Annotated in this window: 18 protein-coding genes; 8 read left to right on the forward strand and 10 right to left on the reverse strand. The window is 54.1% G+C overall.

Annotated features, from left to right (window positions below; all coding sequences use genetic code 11):
- Nucleotides 1–140 precede the first annotated feature (140 nt).
- From AC3WQT_RS24040 to AC3WQT_RS24050, 3 genes are read right to left on the reverse strand one after another with little or no spacing between them, the layout of a single operon-like run.
- Nucleotides 141–1,163, reverse strand: a complete 1,023-nt coding sequence (locus AC3WQT_RS24040; protein ID WP_492707791.1) for an SRPBCC family protein — start codon at nucleotides 1,161–1,163, stop codon at nucleotides 141–143.
- A gap of 59 nt (nucleotides 1,164–1,222) precedes the next feature.
- Nucleotides 1,223–1,486 (reverse strand): SemiSWEET transporter, encoded by a 264-nt coding sequence (locus AC3WQT_RS24045; RefSeq protein WP_492707793.1) that lies wholly within the window; start codon nucleotides 1,484–1,486, stop codon nucleotides 1,223–1,225.
- A gap of 8 nt (nucleotides 1,487–1,494) precedes the next feature.
- Nucleotides 1,495–2,004: a flavin reductase family protein gene (locus AC3WQT_RS24050; RefSeq protein WP_492707794.1), complete on the reverse strand. Its 510-nt coding sequence runs from the start codon at nucleotides 2,002–2,004 to the stop codon at nucleotides 1,495–1,497.
- A gap of 203 nt (nucleotides 2,005–2,207) precedes the next feature.
- Between AC3WQT_RS24050 and AC3WQT_RS24055 the strand changes: the two genes are divergently transcribed.
- The 5 genes from AC3WQT_RS24055 to AC3WQT_RS24075 all read left to right on the forward strand — a co-directional run bounded on the left by AC3WQT_RS24055 (nucleotide 2,208) and on the right by AC3WQT_RS24075 (nucleotide 6,599).
- Nucleotides 2,208–2,591, forward strand: a complete 384-nt coding sequence (locus AC3WQT_RS24055) for a hypothetical protein (protein ID WP_492707795.1) — start codon at nucleotides 2,208–2,210, stop codon at nucleotides 2,589–2,591.
- Nucleotides 2,592–2,683: 92 nt separating this feature from the next.
- A complete protein-coding gene (gene miaB / locus AC3WQT_RS24060; protein ID WP_492707797.1) occupies nucleotides 2,684–4,024 on the forward strand; it encodes a tRNA (N6-isopentenyl adenosine(37)-C2)-methylthiotransferase MiaB in 1,341 nt (446 codons plus the stop codon).
- Nucleotides 4,021–5,127 (forward strand): PhoH family protein, encoded by a 1,107-nt coding sequence (locus tag AC3WQT_RS24065; protein ID WP_492708003.1) that lies wholly within the window; start codon nucleotides 4,021–4,023, stop codon nucleotides 5,125–5,127. The genes miaB and AC3WQT_RS24065 overlap by 4 nt, the downstream gene beginning before the upstream one ends.
- On the forward strand, nucleotides 5,111–5,581 hold the full coding sequence (gene ybeY / locus AC3WQT_RS24070; protein WP_492707798.1) for an rRNA maturation RNase YbeY: 471 nt from the start codon (nucleotides 5,111–5,113) through the stop codon (nucleotides 5,579–5,581). The genes AC3WQT_RS24065 and ybeY overlap by 17 nt, the downstream gene beginning before the upstream one ends.
- 121 nt (nucleotides 5,582–5,702) lie before the next feature.
- A complete protein-coding gene (locus tag AC3WQT_RS24075) occupies nucleotides 5,703–6,599 on the forward strand; it encodes an ion channel (protein WP_492707799.1) in 897 nt (298 codons plus the stop codon).
- Nucleotide 6,600: 1 nt separating this feature from the next.
- Here AC3WQT_RS24075 and AC3WQT_RS24080 read toward each other — a convergent pair whose 3' ends face one another.
- The 6 genes from AC3WQT_RS24080 to AC3WQT_RS24105 form a co-directional block, all read right to left on the reverse strand.
- Nucleotides 6,601–6,957 carry a DUF1304 domain-containing protein gene (locus tag AC3WQT_RS24080; protein ID WP_492707801.1) on the reverse strand — a complete coding sequence of 119 codons (357 nt, stop codon included), beginning with the start codon at nucleotides 6,955–6,957 and terminating at the stop codon, nucleotides 6,601–6,603.
- A gap of 93 nt (nucleotides 6,958–7,050) precedes the next feature.
- Nucleotides 7,051–8,148, reverse strand: a complete 1,098-nt coding sequence (locus AC3WQT_RS24085) for an FAD-dependent oxidoreductase (protein ID WP_492707803.1) — start codon at nucleotides 8,146–8,148, stop codon at nucleotides 7,051–7,053.
- Nucleotides 8,145–9,881 carry a ferritin-like domain-containing protein gene (locus AC3WQT_RS24090; protein ID WP_492707804.1) on the reverse strand — a complete coding sequence of 579 codons (1,737 nt, stop codon included), beginning with the start codon at nucleotides 9,879–9,881 and terminating at the stop codon, nucleotides 8,145–8,147. Before AC3WQT_RS24090 ends, AC3WQT_RS24085 begins: the two co-directional genes overlap by 4 nt.
- A gap of 22 nt (nucleotides 9,882–9,903) precedes the next feature.
- Nucleotides 9,904–11,253 (reverse strand): radical SAM protein, encoded by a 1,350-nt coding sequence (locus AC3WQT_RS24095; RefSeq protein ID WP_492707806.1) that lies wholly within the window; start codon nucleotides 11,251–11,253, stop codon nucleotides 9,904–9,906.
- Nucleotides 11,250–12,347 (reverse strand): hypothetical protein, encoded by a 1,098-nt coding sequence (locus AC3WQT_RS24100; protein WP_492707807.1) that lies wholly within the window; start codon nucleotides 12,345–12,347, stop codon nucleotides 11,250–11,252. Before AC3WQT_RS24100 ends, AC3WQT_RS24095 begins: the two co-directional genes overlap by 4 nt.
- Nucleotides 12,232–12,900: a hypothetical protein gene (locus AC3WQT_RS24105; protein WP_492707808.1), complete on the reverse strand. Its 669-nt coding sequence runs from the start codon at nucleotides 12,898–12,900 to the stop codon at nucleotides 12,232–12,234. The genes AC3WQT_RS24100 and AC3WQT_RS24105 overlap by 116 nt, the downstream gene beginning before the upstream one ends.
- 475 nt (nucleotides 12,901–13,375) lie before the next feature.
- Between AC3WQT_RS24105 and AC3WQT_RS24110 the strand changes: the two genes are divergently transcribed.
- From AC3WQT_RS24110 to AC3WQT_RS24120, 3 genes are all read left to right on the forward strand, one after another.
- Nucleotides 13,376–14,254, forward strand: a complete 879-nt coding sequence (locus tag AC3WQT_RS24110) for a CorC family transporter (protein ID WP_492707810.1) — start codon at nucleotides 13,376–13,378, stop codon at nucleotides 14,252–14,254.
- A gap of 7 nt (nucleotides 14,255–14,261) precedes the next feature.
- A complete protein-coding gene (gene lnt / locus AC3WQT_RS24115) occupies nucleotides 14,262–15,827 on the forward strand; it encodes an apolipoprotein N-acyltransferase (protein ID WP_492707812.1) in 1,566 nt (521 codons plus the stop codon).
- Nucleotides 15,828–15,892: 65 nt separating this feature from the next.
- On the forward strand, nucleotides 15,893–16,633 hold the full coding sequence (locus tag AC3WQT_RS24120; protein WP_492707814.1) for an alpha/beta hydrolase: 741 nt from the start codon (nucleotides 15,893–15,895) through the stop codon (nucleotides 16,631–16,633).
- Between the two features lie 357 nt (nucleotides 16,634–16,990).
- Here the strand turns inward: AC3WQT_RS24120 and AC3WQT_RS24125 are convergent, their stop codons facing one another.
- Nucleotides 16,991–17,368 carry a hypothetical protein gene (locus AC3WQT_RS24125; RefSeq protein ID WP_492707816.1) on the reverse strand — a complete coding sequence of 126 codons (378 nt, stop codon included), beginning with the start codon at nucleotides 17,366–17,368 and terminating at the stop codon, nucleotides 16,991–16,993.
- Nucleotides 17,369–17,439 lie beyond the last annotated feature (71 nt).

Here is a 17,439-nt window from a genome sequence, read left to right on the forward strand (position 1 = left end):
GATAACCATGCTGTCAGGTTTTTACGGTCTATTTTGTATCTGTTCTGTATCTAGCGCATATCTTTCGTATTCACAAACACGTCAAAAGCAAGTTGCACGTTTTGCTGTTTTTGAGGTTTGTTATGAGCCTGGATATGCGTCTACTTATGCGCCTGTTCCGCACGTTTCTTCATGAGCCCCAGTATGGATTGATGAAAGTCATTCAATACCATTTTTCCCCACAGGTCGCCGTAGGTCTTGAGTTGTGACTTGTTGATGAAGCGGGTGCTCAGACGCAGTTCAGTACCGCCATCTTTTGCCTTCAGGTCATAGCCGCCATCGAGTACATCGAAATATTCGCCGCCCATTTCCACATGCCTGTCGAGTGCATCTTTGGGGATGCCGCCAGCTGGAATATGAAAGCGGTAATGCATGGCATAGGGTTTTTGCCAGGTGGTGATGACTTCTTCAAAGCTGACATTCTTTTCCCAGCGCGAGGTTCGGACTGCGCCCACACCCTTGCCATCCATATTGGCAGCCAGCGGCTTGGGCAGGCCGATCAGGTGCACGAATGAAAAGCCGAGTTCATCAGCTTTGATGTCCTGCACTGAGGCGAGTTGCTCGAATACTTCTTCAGGACTGGCTTGTATCTGTATGACAGAGCTGACCCTTTGCTCGCTTTGTGCCGGTGGCAGGTTGGCTTCAATCGGGCCCAGCAAGAGCGGCAACAGGACAAATGAAGACAAGGTAAACGGGGATGTATGAAAGCGATTGTGTATCCAGCCTGCGATCAGGCCGCCAATGATGGCGGCGACCAGGAAGACGGGGGCGACCAGCACCAGGCAGATCATGCCTTCCAGCATGCAAACAAACATGGCTATCAGGAACATCACCATCGACAGACAGGACACCATGATTTGTCTGCCAACGGTAATACGGGACTTGCCAGCCGCCAGCAACACCGCGATAGCCCCTATGCTGAAAGGGGCAACAATCAGGAAGGCGGTAGACACGATTTGCAGCCATGCGTGCAGGGACTTGTTTTCAAAGCTGACGCGTAACAGCAGGCCATACACCACACCCACAATCAGTGCGCTTATCATGCGCAGTTCAAAATGTGGATTATCCGCAGCCGTATTTTGCGGGTTGCTTGAGATGCTGTTTGGCTTATTGTTTTCAGACATGCTGCCTACCTGCGTAAATGGGCTTGCGACGTAGAAGATTTACTTGTATTTACTTGTATTTACTTGTACACCAGCTTCATCACCAGAATAAAAAGGGCCAGCATCAGGGTGATCAGATTGGCGATGATGATGGGCAGGGCGCTGAGCATGAGGCCATACACCAGCCACAGCATGATGCCGACGACCAGGATGATATACATGCCCAGGGACACGCCTTCGGCCCGTTTGCGGCGCCAGGTCAGCCAGGCTTGTGGTACGAACGCGGCAGTCGTCAGGCAAGCGGCGATGTAGCCGATCAGATCGACAGGCAAAAGTGTAGTCATGGGCAAGCTTATTCTTTGGTAGGGCGCAGGAACTGGCCAGAGTGAAACACCAGCGGTGCCTGTTTGGTGAATTCGCAATGCTCAACTTCGCCAACGAAGATGACATGGTCACCCTCAGGATAGCGGCTGCGGTTGTGGCATTCAAACCAGGCCGATGCGCCTGTCAGTATGGGGTGGCCAGTGCGCGAGAGTGTGTAGTCAACACCAGCAAAGCGGTCAGTCTTGCGGCTGGCAAATTGCTCGGCCAGCCAGGCTTGTTCGCTGGATAGTATATTCACCACATAGTGAGAATTGCCACTAAAGACGGGCAGGCTGTTGGCGGCGGTGCCCAGGCTCCAGAGTATCAATGGTGGGTCGAGCGAGACAGAATTGAAGGACGATGCCGTCAAGCCCAAAAACTGCCCATCCGCCAGGCGGGTAGTGATGACAGTGACGCCAGTGGCAAATTGCGACAGGGCATCCCGGAAATGGCGGGTATCAAATTCACGCTTTTCAGAGCGGGGTGAGCGGGTGTGCATGAGGTTCCATGGTTCTTTTTTTACCATTATCACAGATTTTCAGGCATTTTGGCTTGTTGTGGCTTGGCCGCCTGCTATCCTGCAATAGGAAGTGCAGCCCTGATTGTGTTAAACTTGCAGGCTTGCCGGTTTCCCCAGGTTTTAAGCTAAGTAATTGATTTGCTTGAACTAAATTTCCCACTAAGAGGTGCTGAGGTATGCCCATGCTGCTGATTTTACGCCGTGCCATGATGATGTCTGTGTTAGCCGTGCTGACGATGACGAGTTTGCAAGGTTTTGCACAAATACCGGATGAACGTAATTTTCCGGAAAATACCAGGCGCGGTGTCTTGAATATGTCGCAATATCCCAATGTCCTGATTGATGGCAAAGCCAAAAATACGGCGCCGGGTTTGCGTATCTATGATGACCAGAACCTGTTCATCTCGCCCACGCAAATTACGGGCAACTACATCATTATTAATTATCTTGAAGATAATTTTGGCGATGTCTCAAAAATCTGGGTATTGACCGAACTTGAACGTAAAAGGGTACTGCCGGTCGCCAAGGAATGGGTGCCGCAGATTTTCCAGAACAAAAATTTTTGAGATCTGCCCAGGGATAACAGCCGTGCCTGGCGCAGTGCTGTAATCCCTAAAGTAAGTAAGCTAAGTAGAGTAAGTAAGCTGAGTAGAAAACTATGCAAAAAAAAGTATTTATCAAAACCTTCGGTTGCCAGATGAACGAGTACGACTCGGACAAGATGGCAGACATCCTCAATGCCAATGACGGCATGGTAAAAACCGATACACCAGAAGATGCAGATGTGATCTTGCTCAACACCTGCAGCGTGCGCGAAAAAGCATCCGAAAAGGTATTTTCCGACCTTGGTCGCCTGCGTGAACTCAAACGCAAAAAACCTGATCTGCTGATCGGTGTCGGCGGTTGCGTGGCATCGCAAGAAGGTGATGCCATCGTCAAGCGTGCGCCTTATGTGGACATGGTATTTGGCCCGCAAACCCTGCATCGCCTTCCACAGATGATAGATGCGCGCCGTACTTCTGGCCGCTCGCAAGTCGATATCAGTTTTCCTGAAATCGAGAAGTTTGACCACATGCCACCAGCCCGTGTCGAAGGTGCGAGTGCTTATGTGTCCATCATGGAAGGTTGCAGCAAGTATTGCAGTTATTGCGTCGTACCTTATACCCGTGGTGAAGAAGTCTCGCGCCCGTTTGATGATGTGCTGGCAGAAGTAGCCGGTCTGGCCGAGCAGGGCGTCAAGGAAATCTCCCTGCTGGGGCAAAACGTGAATGCCTATCGTGGCGTTATGGAAGATGGCGAGATTGCCGACTTTGCTTTACTCATCGAATACATAGCTGAGTTCCCGCAGATAGAACGCATACGCTTTGTCACCAGCCACCCCAAAGAATTTACCCAGCGGCTGATAGACTGTTATGCCAAGGTGCCCAAGCTGGTCAATCATTTGTACCTGCCTGCCCAGCATGGTTCTGACCGTATTTTGTCAGCGATGAAGCGTGGTTATACGGCCATCGAATACAAGTCCGTCCTGCGTCGTTTGCGGCAGGTACGGCCTGATATTGCGGTGTCATCCGATTTTATCGTCGGCTTCCCAGGTGAGACGGATGAAGATTTTGATGCGTTGATGAAGCTCATCAATGACATCGGCTTTGATAACAGCTTCAGCTTTATCTTCAGCCCGCGCCCAGGCACGCCAGCGGCGAACCTGGCTGACGATACACCGGCAGAACTCAAATTGCGCCGCCTGCAGCATTTGCAGTCTGTGATTGATGCCAATACCAAAAAATACAGTAATGCCATGATAGGCACTGTGCAGCGCATTCTGATAGAGGGACCGTCGGTCAAGGACCCGAATGAATTACAGGGCCGCACCGAGAATAACCGCGTTGTCAATTTCGCGGGTTCCAAAGATCTGATCGGTACGCTGGTGAATACCCGCATTACCGAATCCTATAATTATTCCTTACGCGGCGAACTCGTCGAAGAGGCTGTGACAGCATAATGGCAAAAACACCCGTGCCGGTAGCGCACTTCATCCCTCAACCCCTGGACAATACCCGTCTGGCACATCTGTGCGGGCCACTGGATGAGAACTTGCGGCAGATATCATCGGCACTGGATGTGACGATCTTCCGTCGTGGTGAAAAATTTATCGTCAGCGGCCACAATGCCGAAAAAGCGATAGAGATACTTGAGCATTTCTATGGCCTGGCGAAAAAAATCATCACCATCGATGAAGTGCAACTGGCATTGGTAGAGCAGCGTGCCAGCAAGAGCCTGAAAAAAGGCAAGGCTGAGAAAGAAGATATTATTCCGGCAGATGCCGTGGCGGTAGATGCCCCCTTGCCAGAAGATGCCGACATAGAAAGCCCGGTACTGAAAACCCGCCGCAGCGATTTGCGCGGGCGTACGCCGCACCAGAACCATTACATCAAGACCATACTAGACCATGACATCAGCTTTGGCATAGGCCCGGCTGGTACAGGTAAAACCTATCTGGCGGTAGCGTGTGCCGTGGATGCACTGGAGCGTGATGCCGTCAAGCGCATCGTACTGACTCGCCCAGCGGTGGAAGCGGGCGAGCGCCTGGGCTTCTTGCCGGGTGATCTGGCGCAAAAGGTCGACCCATATCTGCGCCCGCTGTATGACGCGCTATATGACTTGCTGGGCTTTGACCGTACGCAAAAAATGTTTGAAAAACAGGTCATCGAGATTGCCCCGCTGGCCTATATGCGTGGCCGCACCTTGAACCATGCTTTCGTCATCCTCGATGAAGCGCAAAACACGACACCGGAACAGATGAAGATGTTCCTCACTCGCATAGGCTTTGGCAGCAAGGCCGTAATTACCGGCGACCCTACCCAGGTTGATTTGCAGCGTAATGTGAAGAGTGGCCTCATCGATGCCTGTCAGGTACTCGATGGTGTGCGCGGCATAGGCTTTACCCATTTTGGCAGCGTCGATGTGGTACGCCATCCGCTGGTCGCCCGTATTGTCGATGCCTATGAAAGTGCCAATGCCAGCGCCACCGCCAACAGCGCCGCCATCGGCTTGCTGAAACCCGCAACCCCTTTAAGCTCTGCCCATCATGGTCGCAAAAAGTAAAAACGAAGTTAAACACAAGCTGACACTGTCAGTGCAATACGCCGACAAGCGTCTGCAAGATGTACTGACCCGCCCGCTGATACGCAAGACCGTGCAGGCGGCGCTGTTCTTCCCGGCAGAAATCACTTTGCGCTTTGTCGATGCCGAAGAAGGCAAGGTGCTCAACCATGATTACCGCGGCAAGGACTACGCCACCAATGTGTTGACCTTTGCCTATACCGAGGATGAAGATGCAGAGGTGACCCAGGCCGATATTATCCTGTGTACCGATGTGCTGGAGAAGGAAGCTGCCGAGCAAAAGAAAACCGTGCTCGAGCATGCCCAGCATTTGATCGTCCACGGCGTCTTGCATGCCCAGGGCTATGATCATGAAGAGGATGATGAGGCTGAAGAGATGGAGGCGCTGGAGATAGAGATACTGGCGGGGATGGGGCTGGGGAATCCGTATCAGTGACGTTGTTTTTAAGCCCCTTCCCCTTCAAGGGGAGATTTGTGGGGTTTCGCAAAGCATGCTTTGCGAAACCCCGGCGCCATCCCCTTGAAGGGGGTGGGAATTTTGAACAGAAAGCCCCCCAATGACCCAAGATAAACCACATGGCCGACGCATCAGCATGGGTGGCCGTTCTGTCGTTGCCTATGGTTTGCGCACGCAGTTCTGGCAAGACATTTACTACTACGCGATGACGTCCAGCTGGCCGGTGTTTTTTGCTGGCGTTGGTGTGGTGTTCCTGGTCTTGAACATGTGCTTTGCCTCGCTGTTCATGTTGGGTGATAACCCCATAGGCAATTTGCATCCGAATGGTTTTCTCGGGGCGTTCTTCTTTAGCGTGGAAACGCTGGCGACGGTGGGTTATGGTGACATGCATCCGCAAACCGTGTACGGGCACAGCATTGCCACTTTGGAGATTTTTATCGGTATGGCCAGCGTGGCGCTGATCACCGGTGTCATGTTTGCACGCTTTTCGCGCCCACGTTCCAGTATTATTTTTGCCAATCATCCGGTCAGTCACATGATGGATGGCAAGCGGGTCTTGCTGATACGCCTGGCCAATGCGCGCATGAATATCATCAGCGAGGCAACCGCCAAGCTACGCCTGATGCGAGATGAAAGCACGGCCAATATGGGCAGTTTTCGCAAGATCACTGACATGAAGCTGGAGCGTGAACAGCATCCCATCTTCATCCTGGGCTGGACCGTCATTCACGTCATTGATGAAAACAGCCCGCTGTTTGGCATGGATGCAGAAGCCCTGCACGCGTGCAGGGCTTCGCTGATACTGAGTATAGAGGGGGTGGATGACACCACCAACCAGCCGCAAAGGGCGCGCCACTATTACCCTTGCAGCCAGATACACTGGAACCATCGCTATGTGGATGTATTTGAAAACGGTCTTGATGCAGATAATGTCCAGCACATCCATTATTCACGCTTCCACGATTCAGAAGAGATCGTCGATGTGCCGGAAAATTGATTTAGAAATGCAGCAATACTAAAGCCAGCAAAGCTGGCGCCGCTTGTATGTAGAGGATACGGCGGCTGACTGAATAGGCACCGTAGGCACCGGCCACGATGACGCAAGTCAGGAAGAAAATCTTCACATGAAAACCTTCGTGCCCGCCCATCAGCAAGCCCCAGATCAGACCTGCTGCCAGGAAGCCATTGTATAAACCCTGATTGGCTGCCAGCACCTTGGTGGTTTCTGCCTTCTCTGGCGTATTGCGGAAGGTGCGCAAACCCATGGGCTTATCCCATAAAAACATTTCCAGTATCAGGAAGTAGATATGCAGGGCGGCGACGACGCCGGTCAGTATGTTGGCGATGAGGTACACGGTTTCTCCTTGTAATAGATATTGATTTCCATGCCCTGATACTAGTTGATCCCCGGCGATTTAAACAGTGTTGAAACTGACAGTCTTGGCGGTTTATGTGCGTGCTGTCAGAATAAATTGCGCATAGTCTTGCCATGCGCGCTCCATGCCATACAGACAGTTCCTGATCTGGTTCAACAGGGCGGTGGCATGCAGTTGCCGTTGTTGTTTTTGCCTTTCCTGGAAACTTGCCCTGGCTGGTGGCGTGCCCAGGTCAGCTACGCATAATGCTTCTGACAGGCCGCAGGACAAGCCTTGCGAAGAAAGGATGTCACGCGCCAGCGCCGCATCGCCGATCAGCACGCTGCGCTCAGATGTAGCCCATTGCAGGGAAACCGGATGGGCCATGCTGCCATTAAACTCCCCCAGCTCAGGCAAGCCTTGCAGTACCCAGCCAGTCCCGGTGCTTTGCAAGAGTTGCTGTAATTCTTCGGTACTGCCTTTGACGGCCTTGCCGCGTCCGACAAAAACGACATTCTGTACCTGAGGTGTCGCCAGGCTGTAGACATAGCCCTGGGGCAGCGCTGCCAATTTAAAGTGCGGCTGAAAATCGGGCTGAAAATGAGCGTGGAAGCGTCCTGGCTGTCGTGTGTTGCTGGCTAACGTGAACAGCCGGGCCACCCAGGGTTGCTGCGATTTGTCTACGCTGCTGGCAGTTCTGGCGGCGCGGCCACTGGCATCAATCAGCAGGTCGGCATGCCAGTCGTCGCCATTGTCACTATCAGCACCAGCAGCATTGGTGCTACAGGCACCGGCATCATGCAGTTGCAGGCTTTGTTCGCCAAGTTGCAGGTGGATACGCGGTTCCTGCAAAACTTTTTCCCACAGGGCCTGTTCCAGCGCAGGACGGTGGATGTGAACTGTCTTGGGCGTGAGCAAAGACAGGCAGGTCTTGCTGTCCCATTGTATCTGCCTGAGATCATGTGTCTGCCCGGCTCCGATCAGGTGGGGGTGGATGCCGTATTCCAGCAGTAATGCCAGCAGGCTGACGGGGACAGCCTCAATGCGATAGCCGCTTCCTTCCGCATCAGCATTGGCAGGCGGGTCCGCCGCCAGTAGTAATACTGGTCCGCGCCCTTGCCTGGCTGCATGCAAGGCAGCCAGTAAACCAACCGGGCCATTGCCAAGCACGGCAACACGGTAATGCTTCATAAGCCAGGCGGTGGGGCAATGGGGGCAAAGCGGGCATCGCTGATGGTATCGAAAGACAGCAGGAAACCGGCGTTGATCACGGCCCTGGCAGCGCTGCCAAAACCGTTGGCAGCAACCATGTCGCCACGGGCTGAATTGATATCAATCGCGCCCTGGGGCATGCCCGCCTGATAACCGGCATACAGTTTTTGGAGCAGGTTGCGGTAAGCTGTTTGCAGTGCTTTGTAAACGCTATTGGTGGCAGGTGCCTGTACCAAATTCTGGTGCAGATACTGGCCGGGCTGGAAGCCCTGCAGCCATACCTGCATATTCTCAAAGGTTTCGAAGTGGTCCTGACCTTCGGCCATGATGTAGCGTATGCTCTGGCAGTCTGCATCGCTACCAAAGCCTGGCTGGCGCAGGGTAGCGTAGATGCGTGCATATAAGTCGTCGGCACCTCTGTTGGCTTGTTCCAGTGCCAGGAAATCCCTCAGGGATTGCGGGTCCAGTATCCTGGCACGTACAGGGCGCTGATTGCCTGCGGCATCCGGTATCGTGCTGGCCACTTGCAAAGCCGGGGTATAGGCGGGGCCGTTAAGGGATAGCAGCACATTATTGACCACCCGCAGGTGCCGCATTTCTCCATAGGCAATGCGCATGAGTTCTGCAAAGCTGACCGTGACATTATTGCGCAGATTGCCAGCGGCCAGGGTGGCCGGACTCAACAACGAATAGGCAGCTGACAGGTATTCCTGAATGGCGGCCAGTTCCAGACCGGCTGCATAGCGCAGGTATAGTTGCAATTCTTCCCTGGATGCCAGTGGGAGCGCGGTGAACTTGCCGGGTCTGTAGGGGCGTATGGTTTCACGGCCTTCCAGCACGAAGTTCAGGGTTTGCCATTGGTGGTTGATGGCGTAATGGCCCATTTCTACCGGATCATTGCTGTTGGCGGGTGACGGTGGCGTACTGCCTATGTTTCTGTCCAGTCTTTCCCAAGGTACTGCTGCCAGCCAGGGCACACCGGGCTCACTGGCATCTGGCGTTGGTGGCTGGGCAATGTCGGGATGATTGCTGGCCCAGTAAAAGCAGCCACAATCACGGAAGTCATGGGTCCAGGGGCTGCACAGGGATTGTGTGAGTTCGCCCGGTTCAAACATGGCAGCCAGGCTGCCACTGCCGCTCAGGTAAGCTGAGCGCCTGCCTTCCAGCGTAATGCTGCTGGTGCCGCGCTGTATCGTCAGGGCGATGACAGTATTTTCTGGCAGCAGGCGTATCGCTGTCCAGGCATCCGGCGGCGAAGTGCTGACATTGGTAGTGCCAGGCGGATTTAATTGGGTAATGCTCAGGTCCTGATTACCAAAGGGACCAAAATTGGCGTTGATCCTGGTGATCAGGCAGCGCCGGTTCTGGCTGATGTCCTGGGCCAGGTCGCGGTATTTTTTTGCCACTGCTGCACTCATGGGGGGATTTGCCACGCCTGGCGTGGCGGTACTGGCGGCAGTGACACCGGTGCTATCGACAGCGACTATGCGGACTTCATTATCGGCGATGTCGACTTCAAGGAAAGGAAAAAAACGTCTTTCCAGATTGCGCAAATCAGCTTCCAGGCCGGGATAACAATTGCCTACACCTGACTCAAGCCGGGTTGAGACAGGATTGCCGGCAACCGGTGTAATGGCGCTGCTGGCAGTTTGCGCGCGGCGCAGGGCGGCAGCGTTGCGGGGGATCAGTTTGATGATATCGGGAAGGCTCATTTTATGTTCCTTATGTTCCAGCTTATGCCGGGACGCTGGCACGTGGGGATGGCAGGCAACGGGCAAAATAATCCGGCCTGGCCTGGCTGAGTTCACAATAAGATTGCAGGCAGAAAGTCAGCCAGTGACGGATGAAATCGCAAGAGGCCTCAGTGCGGCTGGCTTTTTCCTGGTGACAGCCGCCTGAGCACAGGTAGCGCGCCCAGCAGCTCTGGCAATCGGTCTGGGCATGTACGTGGCGCTCTTGCAAAAACTGCAGACGCCTGGGGGCATCCAGTGCGTGCTGGTCACCCAGCTTGTAATCATGATTGCCGATGGCACGGTGGCAGGCATACCAGTCGCCATCACTGGCAACAGAAAAATAACCACCACCTGCGCCACAGGGATAAGGGCTGCTGGAACCGGCATGCAATTGCTTCAGGGCTGTGGCGAAATTACTCAGGCGTATCTGCTGCCCTTGCAAGGCGCGTTGCAGTTCACGGCTGGCCAGGCTGACCATCGCTTGTTCATATGTTGACCAGTCGCGCTCCTGCAGCGCCAGTGCCGAACCGCTGCGCAAGGGCGAGAAACCGATATCCTTAAACCCCAGCGCGGCGATGGCGTCAAACTGCTGGTCGAGGTCAAGCGAGAGGCTATTGGCAGTGGCACGGGCCGCCAGTTTGCACATGCCGGGTGTGTCCAGCAAAGGCTGGCAATGTTCAAGTATCGCTGCGAAGGAATCGCGCTTGCCATTGAGCATGGGGCGCTGGCGGTTCTGGACGACGCTGCCGCCATCAATACTGATAGTGACGGCAAAGCGATGCTGCCTCAGCAGCTCGTGGTCTTCGGGGCGCAACAAGGTGCCATTGGTGGTAACGGAGTAGCGCAAATCCAGATGCTGCTGGCGTGCCAGGGCAGCACTATAATGCACACACTGGTGTATCAGGGCGCGATTGACAAAGGGTTCGCCGCCTATAAACCCCAGCGTCAGCGGCGCTTGTGGATCGGCTTCTGCCAGCAGACGGTCTATGCTGCTGCGGGCTTGCTCCCAGTCCATGCCCTTGCTTTGTTTGCCCTCAAAATTACCCTGGCTGGCATAGCAATAGCTACAGCCCAGGTTGCAACTGGAGCTGACATTCAGCGACAGGCTCTGTACTGTCGGCAGGCTTAGCGCATCAAGGCTGGCTTCGTTATGCAGGGTGCGGGCCAGCATCTGGCTGAGGGCATGATCGATGCTGGTATCAGCATCAGCATCAGTATCAGCCTCAGTTTCCTGTTCGGGCAGGTCATAAATCTGACTGTGCGGTACTACCAGCAAGTGCTGACCCAGGCTGGATTTGAAGCGGTAGCTGTCTGGTGCATGTGCAGCAGAGGGGAGTGGCAGCAGACTCATGTCTGGCCACCAGCAGGATTTGCGCTGCTACCCATGCTGGCAAGGATTTCATCCCGCCTTTCATTGGCACGATTGGCGACAATGGCAGAACGGCCCAGTGGTGAAGCAACGGGTGTCTGGACGATGTCGTCAACCCAGCTCATCAGCAGATCATATTGCCATGTGCTGAGAGTCAATGGCAGGGCATTTGAGTTGCGCATCAGTGGCGGCATCTGCATGTTGGTGGCATTGGCGCTTTCAGGCGACCTCAGATGAAAACTCTGGCGTATCAGTTCTTTAAGCCGGGCAGGATGCAATTGCACAAAATCGTGCAGGGCCTGTAAATCAGACAGATAGCGGTGGCGCGAACGTGCATGCGCCGTCAGCGGCAATGGGTCGGCAGCATTGGCATTGGGTATCGTGAAATCCGGATTGCGCAAAAGATCACGTCCGCCAAATGCCCTGAGCGGCAGACGCATGCCGTCACCGGCTATGGCCTGGGGACGCCGTGCATTGGCCGGTAAACTCATGGCTCGCAGGCTGCGATAGTAATCGACGTTGAGCAGGCTCAGGGTTTCATAGGCACGCTCAAACAGGTCTTCTATCCAGCGTTCGCGTTCGGCAGTGGTCATGGCGGCGTTGCGTAGTGCCGTATCACCACTGCGGTCATTGATCTCATCCGCCATGGACAGGAAAGGTCTGCGGTCCGGGGCAAAATCGGGCGGGGCAACGAAGACATTGGCCATCGTGCTGAGCCTTCGCGCTGCCGCACCGGGGAAGCGCAAACTGACATTGAGCCTGGCTTCGCAGGTATCGTCCACGACACCCAGTGATATGCTGTCATCGCCAACATCCGCGCCATCATAGGTGTCCCAGGGGCTGACGATTTCTGCCTGCGTACCGGTGACACCGCGCCAGCCTGCATCAGGATTGAGGAAGTTGAAAGGTGCCAGTACCGGTGGTGCCGGATTGCCTGTCGGTGGCGGGTGGTCCTGGCTGCTATCTGGCGGGCCATAGATGCGGCCCCGCGCAGGGGTGAAGCGGAAGCGCAGTACTTCGACATTGACTTCGGCCAGCCAAGGCTGGCCATTGGCGGGTTGCGGTTTGCTGAGCAAGAACTGTATGCTGCCAAGAGGAATATTCCGTCCTGCCGGTATCATAGGGGGGGACGGCAGCGGGCGGGCTGACGCCCAATAGAGGGATGACTGCATGGTTGTCAGCAGCCACCACCACAGGTGGGGTGGTGCCGAAGCGCAAAAGCGGGTTGGCGGCACGCCGGGCTGCCTTGTGGTTTTGCGCGTTCACTTCCAGAGTCAGATTGGCGAGCGGGATGTTAAAGCGCGTCAACAAGGCCGGGGTCAGGGGCGCATCTGTCCAACTGCTTTCTGCCGAACCGGGCTCGCCCATTTTTGCCCAGATTTCAAAGAAGGGGGCAACTGGTCGTATCAGTTCTCCATTTCGCAAGCTGATTTCTGTCGGCATATAGGGCTCGACTGAACTGTCGGGCAAGATGCGCAGTGACCAGTCAGGGGCAATGACCGTCTCTGCATTGGCGCGTGGTTTGGGATTTTGTATCCACTGGAAGGCCTCTTGCGGCGTACTGCTGCCACCCAGACGGGCAATTGCGATAGGCGGATTGATAAAGAGGGCCTGGATGATTGCTGACATGGATGAATCTCCATTCGTAAAGTTGCCGCTGCTGCTGTTACTTCTACTGCTACTTCAATGTCAGTGCCAGTGTCGACAGGAGGATGGGCGTATTCCTGGCGCCAGATAGCGGATGTAGATATGCTTTCATCAGCATAAGTTGTCGAAAAATTAAAGGCAATTGTTTTTTTAATCTTTTATTTCACAAAAAATAATTGACGTTTTTGTACCACGCTTGCTGATATATTGCTTATACCGTGACAGGTAGCAGGACTGGCAAGCGGGCAGGGATATACTGTGTGATGTGCTGCGGGGTGTGCTGTGATTTACAGGGATTGATTTGTGACAGACGCATGACAAATGCCACTTTGCCCTGGTTTTGATGTTCTCTTGAGCATGTTTTGAGATAGTTTTTGTATCAGTTCATGTCAAAATTTGGGAAACCACCGCCATTTGTTGTATTCTGTAGGATTGAAACAACGGCGTTACGCCTATTATGCAAGAGCACTCTAGTAAGGTCAGACCATCTGACCTTAAACCCCATAGGTCATTGTTTGAACGATTGACCGCCCTGATTTCTCCTGAACCTGAAAACCGCGCCGAACTGCTGGAAGTGTTGCACGACGCGCAAGAACGCAACCTCATCGATGCCGATGCACTGGCAATGATAGAAGGCGTGTTCCAGGTATCTGACCTGTGCGCACGCGATATCATGGTGCCGCGCGCGCAAATGGATGTCATCGATATTTCCAATCCCATACAAGAATGGATGCCAGAAGTGCTGGAGACAGCGCATTCCCGCTTCCCCGCTGTCGATGGCGACCGTGACAAGGTGGTTGGTATCTTGCTGGCCAAGGATTTGCTGCGCTACTACGCCTCAGATGCATTTGATGTGCGTGACATGCTGCGCCCCGTCATCTACATCCCTGAATCCAAGCGCCTGAATATCTTGTTGCGTGATTTCCGTGCCAACCGCAATCATATTGCCATGGTGGTGGATGAGTACGGTGGCGTCTCCGGCCTTATCACCATTGAAGACGTGCTGGAACAAATCGTCGGCGATATCGAAGATGAATATGATTTCGAGGAAGAAGAAGACAATATCCTGGCGCTGGAAAGCAAGGGTAATGGCAAACGCTGGCGCATCAAGGGGCTGACTGATCTTGAACAGTTCAATAACACCCTGGGCACGACGCTGGGGTCTGAGCATGTTGAAACCATAGGTGCTTATGTTGCTGACTATATGGGTGAGTTGCCGCATATGGGCGATGAATTCTCTATAGGCAACCTGTACTTCGAAGTCTTGCGTGCAGATGCGCGTGAAGTGCAAATGCTGCTGGTAGAACAAAGACCTACTGTGCGGTCTGATGATTAAGGCTGCAATGTCTTTGCGGTCTTTGTTATCTTCCCTTTCTGTACGTTCATCCTTCCTGCTGATACTGGTTGCAGGGGGGCTGAATGTACTGTCGTTTGCTCCTTTCCATTTTTGGCCTGTACAAATCCTCAGTCTGGCCTTGTTGTTCAGCCAGGTTTTGCGTGAGGGCGATAGCGCCATCAGCCGCAAACGGGCAGGCTGGCTGGCCTGGGCTTATGGTCTGGGCTGGCTGACGGCCAGCACCAGCTGGCTGGTGTATGCCATGACCGTGTTCGGCGGCTTGCCTGGCGTATTGTCCTTGCTGGCCCTGATGTTTTTGACAGGCGCATTGTCTGTCTATGTAGCTGCCGCTGCCTGGGGCACGCGCTGGCTGCAACAGCGCTGGAAAATTTCTTCCACCGTCGCTGGCCTGCTGGTCTTGCCCGGTTTGTTTACCGTGGCTGAATGGCTGCGCATCTGTTTTTTGACCGGCTTCCCCTGGACTATCTCTGGTTATGCCCATACCCACAGCCCACTGGCCGGTTTTGCACCTGTCATCGGTGTGCTTGGTCTGTGCTGGTTGAATGGCTTGCTGGCTGCGGCACTGGCCTTGTTGCTGGTGTCGGATGCTAGCCGCAGGCAAAAACTTTCTCTGCCTGCTCTGGTCGTTGTCGTATTTGGCGCGGGCTTTGGCTTGCAGCAAATCAGCTGGACCATGCCACAGGGCGAGCCTATACAGGTACGCCTGTTGCAGGGCAATGTTGCGCAAGACATGAAGTTCAGCCAGGAACATCTGAATGATTCGCTGGCCCTGTATCACGACATGATCACGCAAACCCCGGCTGACCTCATCGTCACGCCAGAGACTGCGCTACCCATGCTGACTTCGCAATTGCCGCCAGATTATCTGCCACTCTTGAATACCTTTGCCCAGGACAGCGCCAGCACCGTCATCCTTGGTGTTGGTGTGCACGATGGTGCTGACAAGTATTCCAATAGCGTGCTCGGCATGTCGCGCCAGTATGCCCAGCCTTACCGCTACGACAAACATCATCTGGTACCTTTCGGTGAATTCATCCCGCCGGGCTTTCGCTGGTTTGTGAACATGATGTCCATCCCCATGGGAGAGTTTTCTACTTCCGGCCCGATACAGCCAGCCATGAAAGTCGCAGGCCAGTGGGTGATGCCGAATATCTGTTATGAAGATTTGTTTGGTGAGGAAATTGCTGCGCAACTATCCGCCCAACATGCTGCGGGCCAGCCGGTTGCCAGCATCTTGTTGAATGCATCCAACCTGGCGTGGTATGGCAACTCTTTTGCTATCCCCCAGCATTTGCAGATATCACAAATGCGCGTGCTGGAAACTGGCCGCCCCATGCTGCGTGCAACGAACACCGGGGCCACCGCAGTCATCGTGCCAGGGGGCGTGGTAGAACAGTTATTGCCAGAGAATACCCGCGCTGTGCTGGCTGCAAACGTGCAGGGCTATACCGGCATGACACCTTACATCTTCATCGGCAATCTTGGTGCGCTAGGCTTGTCTGCGCTGGGAGTGTTGCTGGCTTTTTTGCTGAGACACAGAACAGGGAAGTAGGCTGGGTTGGTACAATGAGTTGATCGTACTTCTCCCGTTCTACATAAATCATTGCAGGAAACAATATGACTGAAGACCTTTCCGTCCTGACCCGCAAGGGCAATCCACCTGACCACAGCCTGATTTATGGCAGTCATGCAGACCAGGTAGCCGATATACGTTTTGGCAGTGACGGTGCACGACGTCCACTGGTGATGTTGATACACGGCGGTTTTTGGAAACCAGAATATGACAGGCAGCATACCGAGGCGATGTCCAGCGCACTGGCTGCTGAAGGCTGGACTGTCGTCACACCAGAATATCGCCGCATTCCCGGCAAGCCTGACGCCAGCCTGGAAGACATCGCCAGTGCGATAGAAATGCTGCCACATCAGGTGGCGCGCCACAACGGCAAGATAGTATTGGTCGGGCATTCTGCCGGTGGCCATCTCGTGCTGTGGGCAGCAGTCAAATGCGCCACACCAATGCTGACCGGTGTACTTGCCCTGGCACCCGCCGCCGACCTGCGCATGGCCCACGAATTGCGCTTGGGTGATGGAGCAGTGCAGAAGTTTCTGGGTAAGAATCCGCTGGAACGCGCAGATGTCGATCCCATGCAATTATCCGCGCCTACAGTGCCAGTGACTGTGCTACAAGGCAGCCTTGATGAAGTTGTACCACCGGTCGTGCCTGGAGCTTACTGCAAGGCTTTCCCCAAAATGCAATTGGTACTGCTGCCCGAGGCTGGGCATTTTGCAGTGATTGATCCACAAAGTAATGCCTGGCCTGCAGTGTTGTTGGCCTTGCGTGGCTTGTCTGGGACGTGAAATTCCATGAAAGATGGCAGGTATAGAAGCTGAGATAGGTACGATTCGCGCAGCGTAATCGTATCCACGGGCTTGGGGGGGATGGTGTTTTTGTTGGGGCGGAGAGTGAAGATGCAGGCTGAGATTTTGGGATGTTGAGGTAGATCGCGAGCCAGACTCGATAATCTTTGTCCTTCCATTGCTCAAAAATACAAAAGCAATGGCAGGGTCAAAAACACAAAGAACCGGTGCGTTACAACGCACCCTACAAATTACCGTACTTCGTAGGGTGCGTTGTAACGCACCGAGTGGATAATGGATGTGTGATTGGCAGACCAGCAAGCCGTCTTCAAAGACATTTCGTCGTCAGGATACTGCTTACTTATTCCCCTGCACTATCTGCGCATCAATATCCGCCAGGCATTCAATACCACGCTGGGTAATCGACATCTTGCCAGTCTCGGCATTGACTTCCACATGCGCCTTCTTGCCGAGGAAGGTGGCAACCGGACCGGGTAGGGTAGTGTCAGGGTCATTGGCGATGGCGCGCAGGCCATCTATGCATTGCTTGATGAACAGGGTTTGCCTGCCTGCATCGGTCAGTTCCAGCGTGCCGTCTTTACGGTAAGTCATGAACTTGATGCCGCACAGGCGCTTGGCGTTGCGACTGATGCAGGCATTCGGTTTGGTATTGCGCGGCAGCTTGCTTAATTGCTCCAGTGCGTCGTATTCATCTATGCTGAGTTTTTGATTCATTGCTGCTTTCTACATTTGTATTGATGAAAACCAAACCTGATCACGCATGGCCATGCTTGGTTTTCTTGAGA

It is taken from the genome of Undibacterium sp. FW305-107 (assembly GCF_058788535.1).

Excerpts from the sequence above, each read along its gene's own strand:
- AC3WQT_RS24040 (WP_492707791.1), bottom strand. The coding sequence starts at position 1,163 with ATGTCTGAAAACAATAAGCCAAACAGCATCTCAAGCAACCCGCAAAAT.
- AC3WQT_RS24045 (WP_492707793.1), bottom strand. The coding sequence starts at position 1,486 with ATGACTACACTTTTGCCTGTCGATCTGATCGGCTACATCGCCGCTTGC.
- AC3WQT_RS24050 (WP_492707794.1), bottom strand. The coding sequence starts at position 2,004 with ATGCACACCCGCTCACCCCGCTCTGAAAAGCGTGAATTTGATACCCGC.
- AC3WQT_RS24055 (WP_492707795.1), top strand. The coding sequence starts at position 2,208 with ATGCTGCTGATTTTACGCCGTGCCATGATGATGTCTGTGTTAGCCGTG.
- miaB (WP_492707797.1), top strand. The coding sequence starts at position 2,684 with ATGCAAAAAAAAGTATTTATCAAAACCTTCGGTTGCCAGATGAACGAG.
- ybeY (WP_492707798.1), top strand. The coding sequence starts at position 5,111 with ATGGTCGCAAAAAGTAAAAACGAAGTTAAACACAAGCTGACACTGTCA.
- AC3WQT_RS24075 (WP_492707799.1), top strand. The coding sequence starts at position 5,703 with ATGACCCAAGATAAACCACATGGCCGACGCATCAGCATGGGTGGCCGT.
- AC3WQT_RS24085 (WP_492707803.1), bottom strand. The coding sequence starts at position 8,148 with ATGAAGCATTACCGTGTTGCCGTGCTTGGCAATGGCCCGGTTGGTTTA.
- AC3WQT_RS24090 (WP_492707804.1), bottom strand. The coding sequence starts at position 9,881 with ATGAGCCTTCCCGATATCATCAAACTGATCCCCCGCAACGCTGCCGCC.
- AC3WQT_RS24095 (WP_492707806.1), bottom strand. The coding sequence starts at position 11,253 with ATGAGTCTGCTGCCACTCCCCTCTGCTGCACATGCACCAGACAGCTAC.
- AC3WQT_RS24105 (WP_492707808.1), bottom strand. The coding sequence starts at position 12,900 with ATGTCAGCAATCATCCAGGCCCTCTTTATCAATCCGCCTATCGCAATT.
- AC3WQT_RS24110 (WP_492707810.1), top strand. The coding sequence starts at position 13,376 with ATGCAAGAGCACTCTAGTAAGGTCAGACCATCTGACCTTAAACCCCAT.
- lnt (WP_492707812.1), top strand. The coding sequence starts at position 14,262 with ATGTCTTTGCGGTCTTTGTTATCTTCCCTTTCTGTACGTTCATCCTTC.
- AC3WQT_RS24120 (WP_492707814.1), top strand. The coding sequence starts at position 15,893 with ATGACTGAAGACCTTTCCGTCCTGACCCGCAAGGGCAATCCACCTGAC.
- AC3WQT_RS24125 (WP_492707816.1), bottom strand. The coding sequence starts at position 17,368 with ATGAATCAAAAACTCAGCATAGATGAATACGACGCACTGGAGCAATTA.